This window comes from Caldisericaceae bacterium (assembly GCA_036574215.1).
Lineage (GTDB): Bacteria > Caldisericota > Caldisericia > Caldisericales > Caldisericaceae > Caldisericum.
In genome coordinates this window covers 1-10,142 of record JAINCR010000032.1, presented here as the reverse complement: position 1 = coordinate 10,142, position 10,142 = coordinate 1, and the positions used below count along the sequence as shown (strand labels likewise).

Sequence of the window (10,142 nt, the reverse complement as noted above, 5' to 3'; positions counted from 1 at the left end):
CAATTATTGGGTTTAAGTAGATAAAAGTTGCAGTAGTAGAAGCTTCTTTGTATTCAAGCGCCTTAAACCACACAGTGTAGCCTATAAGGATACTCAAAATACCAAGGTATAGTATAGCAAAAATCGTTGTTTTATTGATCGTTAATAGTTTTTGTATGTGACTAACATTAGTAAAAGGAATAAGTAAAATTGTGCCAAAGAACAAACCAAGTGTGTTTAATTCGATCGGTTTAAAGTGTTTGTAAGTCGATTTGGAAATTACTGTTGCAAGAGCCCATGAAGTTACTGCTAAAAGGCTTAAAAACACTCCTAAAATGTTTTCGATTTTGAAACTATTGGAAATGCCGTATGTAAGAGTAATTACTCCTATAAAAGAGATGATAAGCCCAAGAATTCTTTTTTGTTCTAATTTTTCTTTAAGAATAAGCGTAGAGAGAATACTAGTAATGATGGGACTGAATCCTGCAATTAGTGCTGCAACGGATGCATTAATCATTGTTTCTGCAGTGTTTAAAGCAAGATGGTATGAAGGGACGATGAGTATTCCAATTAAAAGGATTTTTAAAAAAATACTTAAACTTTTAATTTTCTTTAAGCCCGTATAAAGTTCTTTGAATAAAAATAGAAATGGAAAGACAATAAAAAACCTTGCTAAAACAAGTGCTAAAGGAGTAAGTTGTCTTTGTGCGATTTTTATAAAAGTATAGGAATTTGCCCAAATCAAAAATAGTAAAAATAAACTTGTGTTTACTATAATACTTTTCTTATTTTCCATAGACCGCCTTTATTTATGAGTTTATAATAATATGGTTAATTATACCATAAAAGTGTGTTGATTTTGTTGCAAAACAATTCAAAATCTGTATAATAATTTGGTAACTTTCGAAAAATGAAAGGGGTTGATTAAATATGAAGGAAGTTATTAAGGAAATTGAAAACGAGTATATTAAGGAAAGACCTGAATTTAGTGTAGGCGATACCGTAAGGGTACATGTAAGAGTGAAAGAAAGCGGAAAAGAAAGAGTTCAAGTATTTGAAGGCGTGGTAATTGCCAAAAGTTCGGGTAATATTAACGCATCATTTACTGTAAGGAAAGTGTCATACGGTGTTGGTGTCGAAAGAGTTTTTCCCTTACATTCGCCTTTAATTAAGAAGATTGAAACAAAAAGAAAAGGTGATGTCCGAAGAGCAAAGCTTTACTACCTTAGAAGTAGGGTTGGTAAAGCCCAAGTTGTTAAGGAAAAAGTTGAAACACCAAACAAAGAAAAGGTAGAGAAAAATAGCGAAGAGTAATAATGGATGATTTTGTAAAAGAAATTCGAAACTGGATTATTTTATTAGTAAGTGCATTCCTATTGTCGTTTTTAATAAGGGCTTATGTAATACAACCCTATAGAGTGGAAATGACCTCAATGGTTTCAACTCTTCAACCTAATGACCTTGTTTTGGTAGAAAAGATATCTTACAGATTCTATAAACCTCAAAGAGGCGATATTGTTGTCTTTACTCCTCCAAATAACTCAACTGATAAGTATATCAAAAGAGTAATTGGTCTTCCCAATGAAACTATTTCAATTCAAAATGGTGTTGTTTTCATTAACGATAAACCATTAAAAGAACCTTATATAAACTCACCTATGCAGGATATGGGGGAAGTTAAGATACCCTCTGATTCAGTTTTTGTTATGGGAGATAATAGGTCAGTGAGTCTTGATTCACGTTCATTTGGTCCTATTAAAATTTCAAGTATTATTGGAAAGGCAATTGTTGTATATTGGCCCTTAAATCACCTTAAATATTTACTTGCGTATAGTGGAGAAAATCCTTAAAGTCGGAGTAGATGAGGTTGGAAGAGGCCCTTTAGCAGGGCCTGTAGTTTCCGCAGCCGTTGCAATTACAACCAAAATAGAAGGAATTAAAGACTCAAAAAAACTTTCTCCTAAGAAACGACTTTCTCTCTTTTATGAAATCATCAATAAAGCAGTTTCCGTAGGTGTTGGTGTTGCTACTGTTGAAGAAATTGATAAGCTAAACATACTAAATGCAACTTTACTTTCTATGAAACGTGCCTTGGAAAGTTTTGAAATTTCTCTAAAAAATAAGGAAAGCGGCTCTTATTCAATTTTTGTTTTGGTTGACGGTAATAAAAAAATTAATGACATTCCTTTTAAGCAAAAGACTGTTGTTTCTGGTGATTCCTTTATCTACGAGATAAGTTGTGCTTCTATTGTTGCAAAAGTCTATAGGGATTGGATTATGGATAGTCTTGCGGATGTTTTTCCTCACTACGGGTTTGAAAAAAATAAAGGGTATGGAACAAAAGAACATTTTAAAGCAATTGAAACCCATGGAAAAACACCAATTCACAGGGAGAAATTTTTAAGGAAGTTATATAGTGAAAAACTCTTTGGGTAGAATAGGAGAAGAAAAGGCAGTCCGATTTCTTAAAGAGAACAAATTCAAAATTCTTGAAAGGAATTATAGAACGCCTTTTGGAGAAATAGACATAATAGCAGAAAAGTTGAAAACACTATATTTTGTTGAGGTAAAAACAAGGAGCAGTGTTTTATTCGGTAGAGGTAGTGAAGCAATAGGAGAGACAAAAATTAGTCACATCAAAAATTCAATTGACTTCTACCTTAAAGGAAGAGATGTAGACTATAAAATAGCAGTCATTGACATCTTAAAATCAGGTGATACCTTTGAGATCAACTTTTTTACAGATATTTTTTAAATTGGCTGGGGCGGAAGGATTCGAACCTTCGAATGACGGATCCAAAGTCCGTTGCCTTACCGCTTGGCTACGCCCCAATACCTTTATATTTTACTGATTTTTAAGGAGATGTCAAGAGGGGATATACACTAAATGAGTTTCTCTTCTGTTCGGTTGTTAAGACACGTAAACTCTTTAATAGGTTTTCTTTAACTAAAAAAGATTTCGTATATAATGTAAAAAGATAGAATAATTGCGATATAAAAATTTAAAATAAATGAGGAAAAAAATGAAAGACGAATTTAAGATTATTCCCTTAGGTGGAATAGGAGAAATTGGTAAAAATGCAACTCTTCTTGAGTATAGAGGAGATTTAGCTATTGTTGACTTTGGGTTTAAGTTTCCACCACCAGATCTTTTTGGTGTTGATTTTATAATTCCCGATTACAATTACATATTGAAAAATAAAAATAAGCTCAAGGCAATTGTGCTTACACATGGTCATCTCGACCACATCGGTGGTTTGAAATACTTATTAGAAGAGGTAAAGCCATCGATAATTTTAGGTTCTGATCTAACTTTGGGTTTGGTGAAAGAAAATATTCCACCAAAATTGAAAAGTAGCCTAAATTTTCAAGTTGTCAAGGCAAGGGATGTTGTTAAAATAGGTAATTTTGAGTTTACCTTTATTTCCGTTACTCATAGTATCCCTGCAAGTTTTGGTGTTGTTGTAAAAACTAATGAGGGAAGAGTCTTTTTTACAGGTGATTATAAATTTGATGCAATACCTATTGACGGTAAACCCATGGATATTGAAAAACTCGAAAGTATTGCAAGAGAAGGAATTGATGTGCTTTTTTCTGATTCAACGAACGCTGATGAAAGTGGTTTAACTGGTTCCGAATCAATAGTTGGGCAGAATCTTTACAAAATTATGGAGAAAGCACCTGGAAGGATAATAGTTGGAACATTCTCAACAAATATCCATAGGATTCAACAAATTATTGATATCTCCGAAAGACTTGGAAGAAAAATTGCTTTTGATGGAAGAAGTATAATTGAATCTACAAAAATTGCACAGAAACTCGGATATTTGAAAATTAATAAAGATTTTGAAATTGATATTTCACAAGTTAATTCTCTACCTAAAAAAATGGTAACAATCATTACCACAGGAACACAGGGAGAGCCGATGTCTGGTCTTGTAAGAATTTCTAACGGAGAGCACAACGGTATAAAAATTACAAAGGGAGATGTGGTTATAATCTCAGCTGACCCAATTCCAGGAAATGAAAGGCTTATTTCAGATGTTGTGAATAATCTGTTTAGGCTTGGAGCATTTGTTTACTACCGAAAAGAAGATGGAATACATGTGTCAGGCCACTGTTCCCAAGAAGACATTAGGTTTATGATTAACCTTACCAAACCGAAGTATTTTGTTCCAGTTCATGGGGAATATAAACACTTAGTTTTTGCAAAGAAAATTGCAGAAGATGAGGGTATAAATCCTCAGCACATCTTTATTCTTGAGAATGGTTCAGGGGTATCTTTAAGTGCTCATCAACTAAAAAGAATACCAAAAATTTCTCTTGGTGAAATTCTTATAGAGGGTAATCTAAAATTTATTGTGAAAAACCAAGATGAACTAACACATATAGGAGAAAGAAGAGAACTTGCAAGTAAAGGGATTCTCCTTGTAATGGTATTTTTGAAGAAGAATAGACAATTAGCTCGTCCGATACATATCGAGATGAGAGGCTTTGTCCTTCCTAAGGGAACTGAGGGTGAAATATTGAAAAAGATAAAACTTGAAGTTGAAAAGATTATTAACAGTTTTGCGAAAACAAAAAATTTTGATAGTCTTTCAAAAGAAATCGAAGGTAAAGTTAAAGGAATCTTGAAGCAAAACGTCAAACCACCAATGGTGATATCAACGATCCTAACTGAAAAATAGGCGGGAGTGGCGGAACGGCAGACGCGCTGGATTCAGGTTCCAGTGGGTAACCCCCGTAAGGGTTCAAATCCCTTCTCCCGCACCAATCTCTATAACTACTTTCATTTAGTTTGAAAAATGAAAAAATGTTCGTATAATATGTTGAGGTGTATTCATGGAAAGAAAACTTACTAAAAAGCAGCAGGCAGTTTTGAATGCAATTGTTGACTTTACATCTCAAGGTGTTTCCCCAACTTATAGGGAACTAAAAGAGAAATTGGGTTTAAAATCTGTTGCAACAGTCCACGGTTATATAAAGAGATTAGAAAAAATTGGATATGTGAAAACCCAAGGCAAAGCTAGGTCAATCACAGTCCTTGCACCAGTCATTAATAAATTTCCACTTGTAGGCTCAGTGCATGCTGGTGATCCTGTAGTTGCAGTTGAGGAAATTCAAGGTTTCTTACCTTTTCCTATTGATCCAAGGAGGCACCCACATGCGTTTGTTTTGAAGGTTAGAGGAGATAGTATGGTCAATTCTCATATCGAGGACGGCGATCTTGTCATTGTGGACCCAGATATCCCTGTTTTAGAGGGTGATATCTGTGTTGCAGTAATTGGAGATGAGGCAACCGTCAAAAGGGTGAAGAAATTTAAAGATGGTGTTTACCTTGTTCCTGAAAATCCTGCGTATAAACCCATATTTATTACAAGGGATGTAAAAATTATTGGGAAGGTTATTGGCTTATATAGAGGAATTTCTAAGTAATTTGCATTTGGGTGTGTTTTTTAGGCTACAGAATTTGCAGTATTCAAAAGATTCAACCTCAAATTCGTAATTTTGAGTTTTGTATTTTTTGAAAAATTTTTTTAGTTCCGAAGTTATTAGATTGAGAACATTATTTATTAAATCTTCGTCTAACTCTTCTGAATTAATCCAGTTCTTTTCAAAATATAAGACTGTTGGTATTACTTTACGGTTGTATGCTTCTTTTAAGCCCTTGTAATAAAGTGATAATTGAATTGTATCGTCATTAACATTTTCACTTTTAGTTTTGTAATCTATGAGTCTTAATTTTTCTCCATCATTAATTAAAACGTCAATTCTGCCTTTTATGTATAGATTTTTAAACAGTTCAAACTTAATTGGTTTTTCTGGGAAAGTAAATATCTGTGTATTTTTAGTTTTTTCTATGATACTTGCAATGTATCCAGAAAAATTGTCCAAAAACTCCATAATTTCATCGTAAGATGAAAGTCTGTCGGTCTCTAACTCTTTTTTTACAGAATTAAAGAAAAGACTTCTCAAGTAATAATAAATCTCATTAAACGATTTTTTTTCTAAGCTCCTTTCAAATAGATTTGCTTCAAAATACCTTGCAAAGTCACTTAGAATTTTATGTGTTTTTATGCCAGTGTAGGTTGACTTTTCAAATCTAAAATTAACCTTTTTACCATCAAGTTTATACGCAAAGGCTCTTTTGCATTTCGTAAAAGTAAGCACATCAGAAACTGAAATTTCAAGCGGGCTTTCTAAGTATGAAATAGTCTCCGTCATCTCTTTCTTTTACTTCAAATTCGTTCAATTCTTTTAGTTTCTCTATAATCAATTCTCTCACCTCAGGTGTTTCAGATTGTGTGTATGTTGAAAGTCGGACTATCATAACACGTCTTTGTAAATCTTTCTTGATGCGTTCTAAGATGTTTAAAATCTCCGGGTTATTTATTTCTTTTGTCTTAGGCAAGCATTCTATCACAAAATTTTTTACAAAGTCTTTTACTTCTTTTAAATCTAACTCATAATCTTGTGACTCGGTATAACTTAATAGTTCGTATGCGGCAATAATTTCTTTTCCTTCAACTTCTGTAAAGTACCTTACTTGTATGTTATCCTTTTGGATAATGGCGTAAGATTTTCTTTTTTCGGTAATGGTTTTATCTTTTTCTCTTACAAGCGTAATTATGCTAAATTTCTTTTTTCTTTTTAGAGCAGATAATTTTTTTACTGTGCTAAAGTAGGTGTGTGAGTTGTCTATAGCAATGATTTTATCGTTAACTTGTATGATTAACTTTTTACTTCTCTCGTATAATCTTTTTCCATTGAGAAGAGCAATCAGTAATTCACCAAATCTTTCGTCAAATTTAAAGACTTCATATTTTGTTTTTTGGAGGATTTTATTAAAAATTTCTTTTACCGTTTCTTTTTTTACTGAAATTTGTTCTCCGTTAAGCAACTGATCTGCAAGTTTTATTACGCCTCTTGGAGACCTAATTCTATATTCTTCCATTAATCTTCTTAGTTTATTTTCATCAAATGGAAATAAGGCGTTATCAGGCTTAAAAGAAAGAAGTGAAAAATAGTGGGCGTTTCTTTTTTTAATTATCTCTAAACCTTCGTCAAATGTCATTGGTTTTAGAGTTGCAACCTTTGTTAATCTTTGCTGTAAATGTTGCGGTAAAAAACCTCTCCATTTTTGGAATATCTGGGTTTGAGCACTTAAAAGAAGTGCAACATTTGTTGAATTAATTACAAAATCAATGATAGTTTCCAGTGTATTTTTAATTTCGTCTTGAGATAAGTGCGAGTCTATATGTTCTAATTGGTCAATTGAAATGAGAATTGGAAAAGGGCTAATAAGGACTAAACTTGCAAGCATCTCTTCTGCTATGTCCTCGTTAATTGCAAAACCACTTGAAAGTGAAATTTTTTTCGTGCTTTCTTTGTCTAAATTTCCTTCGTTAATTAAGTCCAAAAGAATATCGTATGTTTCTTCGTTAATAAGCGCACTGAGTATTGGTTTTAAGTATATTTTTCCAAGTTGTTTTTCACTTTTCTCTTTTATGAATTTTAAGGTTTCGTTAATTATGTAAGATCTAAGCACCTTTTGGTCTTCTTTATTGATTGAAGTAAATGTAATGTATGTAGAGTAAGGGAGAGTTTTATTCTCTTGGTGTTTAATTTCCTCAATAAGTGCTTTGAGTTTGCCTTTTACTTTTTCTTCGGGATAATTTCTTAACCCAATTTTTATGATTTCACCTTTAATGTGGTTAATAGGTTTTGATTTTAATTCTGGGTGGGTTGTTTCAAAACAACTAAAAAGGCTTTTTAGTAAAGAAGAGTAAATCTGTTTTGAGTTTACAGATTTTGGATTGTATAAAGCAAATAAAAAACGCTCTTTTTCTGCATTTCTGTATATTCTTGCAAGTAGATGCGATTTGCCACTTCCTGGTTCTCCTTGAATAACGTGAATTTCTGGCTTTTTAGTTTTTTTAACTGCTTCTAAAGTTGATATAATGTCGTTAAATGAATCTTTATTGATACTTTCAACATCAATAATATCGTTTGTAAGTGGATCTTTTACAACACTATCCGAAAAAGGTCTAAGTTTTTTAAATTCTTCTAAAATTGTCTTTTCATCCATGTTATGAAATAAAGCAGTCGCCCTTGGTAGTTTATCCCTCTGTTGCTATCTTCAAAATCGTTTTTATTATCAAGTGTCTGAAGGTAGATGATTTCTTTCCTATCAAGTTCAAGAAGAAGTTCATCAATTTCATTCTCACTTATGTTATATTTTTCAAGTATCTCATCTTTGAATAGGGGTAAGGGGATTGAGTCTCCAAAATTATGGGTTGCATTGAGATTATCATAAATGATGAGTAAATCATCTATACTCGGTTTTTGGCTGGTAATACCCTTTTCCTTTTTAAGATATAAAAACACATCATCAACGTATTCGTACACTCTATCTATTTCGTTTTTGAGTTCGGCGATCTTACCTTTTAGAGAGTCAATTTCCTTGAAAATTTCTTTTTTCGTTTTTTCAAGCTCTTCAAGGCTAACAAATGCACTTTCTTTTTCTTCGAATGACTTTGCAAAGAGTCTACCTCTTTTATCAATAATCTTATTTTCTTTTGTTAATGCTTCTACCAACGCCTCTAACTCTTCTTTTTTAATTTTTATCTTTTTTCTTAATTCACTTTTTGTTATGCCTTCTTTACCTTTTTCCTCGACCTTTTTTAAAATTAAATTTTTGTCTACCATGATTTACCCCTCAATAATTTTAGTTTTTAAGACGTTCGTAAAATGTTTCTTCATGTATGCTTCGTCTTCTTTTGTTATTCCTTTTGTCCCTTTCCACGGTATAAACACTTCATAACCTCTTAGAATTGCATCAGATGCTGTATAGTGGACACAAATATTCGTTGCAACACCTACAATGTACAGTTTATCAACATTTAATGCTTTTAGAGTTTCATCTAAGTTTGTGCTAAAGAATCCAGAATAAGTTTTCTTTTTTATCACAATATCTTTTTCACTATTTTTTAATTCATCAACAATTTCTGCTCCTTCTGTTCCTTCAACGCAGTGAGGAGGCCAGATATTAAACTCTTTGTCGTTTGCATCGTGGCTATCACAAATATAAATTACTGGGTTATTTTCTTTAACGAATTCTTCTTTTAGGCTTTTAATGTATGGTATAATAGTTTTTGCACCATCTATTCTTAATGCACCCCAATCTTCAACAAAATCTTTAAGCATATCTACGATTATTAATGCTCTCATCTAAACCTCCATACTTTTAATAGAGTTTATTACATCTTGAACATGTCCGTTAACTTTTACTTTCCTATAAATCTTCCTTATGATACCTTCTTTATCAATTATAATCGTTGTTCTTTCAATTCCAAAGTAAGTTTTTCCATACATACTCTTTTTTACATACACTTCGTAAGTCTTACAAACAGAGTAATCGGTATCAGACAGAAGAACAAAAGGCAAGTTTTCTTTCTCAATGAATTTTTTTAAGGTTTCAGGTTTGTCTCCACTTATTCCAATAACTTCGGCATTTAACTCTTTTAGAATTTCGTAGTTGTCTCTAAAGTCATCTGCTTCTTTAGTGCAGCCAGATGTAAGAGCTTTCGGGTAAAAATAGAGCACTACCGTTTTTCCCCTATAATCGCTCAGTCTATGTGTTTTGTTGTAAGCATCTTGTAATTCGAAATCTGTTGCTTTCTCATTAATGTTTACCATTTTAACCTCCTTATTTTATTATAATCCTATAGTGTTCCATAAAATAGGTTTTTTGAAAAAAAATTCTCCGTCATTTAGTTTTACCAAAACTAAGATTTTATCAATAAGTTAAATTGGGAGAAGTATCGCGGGGAATTTTTCACCCTTTTAGCAAAAAAAAATAAGATCCTTCAGTTTCACACTTGCTTTCACAAGGAAAAAATTGCAGAATAACACTCACCACTTCATCCTAAAGTTTTCTGTTTGTTATCCTTAGCACTCTTTTTCTTAGTTTCCCTGAATCCTCCTACCTTGTCATCCTATTTCTTTTTCCCTTGTCATCCTATTTCTTTTTCCCTTGTCATCCTATTTCTTATTCCCATGTCACCCTATTTCTTTTTCCCCTGTCATCCTATTTCTTTTTCCCCTGTCATCCTATTTCTTTTTCCCCTGTCATCCTATTTCTTTTTCCCCTGTCACCCTGA

Annotated in this window: 12 protein-coding genes and 2 tRNA genes; 7 read left to right on the top strand and 7 right to left on the bottom strand. The window is 32.5% G+C overall.

Annotated features, from left to right (window positions below):
• Positions 1 to 775: EamA family transporter (locus K6343_01640; protein ID MEF3244675.1), on the bottom strand; the 775-nt coding region annotated here is incomplete at its 3' end.
• Positions 776 to 909: 134 nt separating this feature from the next.
• Between K6343_01640 and rplS the strand changes: the two genes are divergently transcribed.
• From rplS to K6343_01620, 4 genes are read left to right on the top strand one after another with little or no spacing between them, the layout of a single operon-like run.
• Entirely contained in the window at positions 910 to 1,293 is a 384-nt protein-coding gene (gene rplS / locus K6343_01635) for a 50S ribosomal protein L19 (protein MEF3244674.1), read from the top strand.
• Positions 1,294 to 1,295: 2 nt separating this feature from the next.
• Positions 1,296 to 1,829, top strand: a complete 534-nt coding sequence (gene lepB, locus K6343_01630; protein MEF3244673.1) for a signal peptidase I — start codon at positions 1,296 to 1,298, stop codon at positions 1,827 to 1,829.
• The gene (locus K6343_01625; protein MEF3244672.1) at positions 1,813 to 2,415 is read left to right on the top strand and encodes a ribonuclease HII; all 603 of its coding nucleotides are present in this window, start codon (positions 1,813 to 1,815) and stop codon (positions 2,413 to 2,415) included. Before lepB ends, K6343_01625 begins: the two co-directional genes overlap by 17 nt.
• Positions 2,396 to 2,734, top strand: coding sequence for a YraN family protein (locus tag K6343_01620; GenBank protein MEF3244671.1), 339 nt, complete (start codon positions 2,396 to 2,398; stop codon positions 2,732 to 2,734). Before K6343_01625 ends, K6343_01620 begins: the two co-directional genes overlap by 20 nt.
• Before the next feature lie 2 nt (positions 2,735 to 2,736).
• Here K6343_01620 and K6343_01615 read toward each other — a convergent pair.
• Positions 2,737 to 2,811, bottom strand: a tRNA-Gln gene (locus K6343_01615).
• Positions 2,812 to 3,002: 191 nt separating this feature from the next.
• Between K6343_01615 and K6343_01610 the strand changes: the two genes are divergently transcribed.
• From K6343_01610 to lexA, 3 genes are all read left to right on the top strand, one after another.
• Positions 3,003 to 4,667 carry a ribonuclease J gene (locus K6343_01610; protein ID MEF3244670.1) on the top strand — a complete coding sequence of 555 codons (1,665 nt, stop codon included), beginning with the start codon at positions 3,003 to 3,005 and terminating at the stop codon, positions 4,665 to 4,667.
• Positions 4,668 to 4,752, top strand: a tRNA-Leu gene (locus tag K6343_01605). It begins immediately after the preceding gene.
• A gap of 69 nt (positions 4,753 to 4,821) precedes the next feature.
• A complete protein-coding gene (lexA, locus tag K6343_01600) occupies positions 4,822 to 5,415 on the top strand; it encodes a transcriptional repressor LexA (GenBank protein ID MEF3244669.1) in 594 nt (197 codons plus the stop codon).
• Here the strand turns inward: lexA and K6343_01595 are convergent.
• Genes K6343_01595 through bcp form a run of 5 tightly spaced genes read right to left on the bottom strand, consistent with a single transcriptional unit; the run spans position 5,392 to position 9,678 of the window.
• On the bottom strand, positions 5,392 to 6,204 hold the full coding sequence (locus K6343_01595) for a PD-(D/E)XK nuclease family protein (protein ID MEF3244668.1): 813 nt from the start codon (positions 6,202 to 6,204) through the stop codon (positions 5,392 to 5,394). The two genes, lexA and K6343_01595, sit on opposite strands and share 24 nt — an antisense overlap.
• Entirely contained in the window at positions 6,167 to 8,068 is a 1,902-nt protein-coding gene (locus tag K6343_01590; GenBank protein MEF3244667.1) for a hypothetical protein, read from the bottom strand. The genes K6343_01595 and K6343_01590 overlap by 38 nt, the downstream gene beginning before the upstream one ends.
• Positions 8,047 to 8,688, bottom strand: coding sequence for a hypothetical protein (locus K6343_01585; GenBank protein ID MEF3244666.1), 642 nt, complete (start codon positions 8,686 to 8,688; stop codon positions 8,047 to 8,049). Before K6343_01585 ends, K6343_01590 begins: the two co-directional genes overlap by 22 nt.
• Positions 8,689 to 8,691: 3 nt before the next feature.
• On the bottom strand, positions 8,692 to 9,210 hold the full coding sequence (locus K6343_01580; GenBank protein ID MEF3244665.1) for a cysteine hydrolase: 519 nt from the start codon (positions 9,208 to 9,210) through the stop codon (positions 8,692 to 8,694).
• Positions 9,211 to 9,678, bottom strand: coding sequence for a thioredoxin-dependent thiol peroxidase (gene bcp / locus K6343_01575; GenBank protein ID MEF3244664.1), 468 nt, complete (start codon positions 9,676 to 9,678; stop codon positions 9,211 to 9,213).
• Between the last annotated feature and the right edge of the window lie 464 nt (positions 9,679 to 10,142).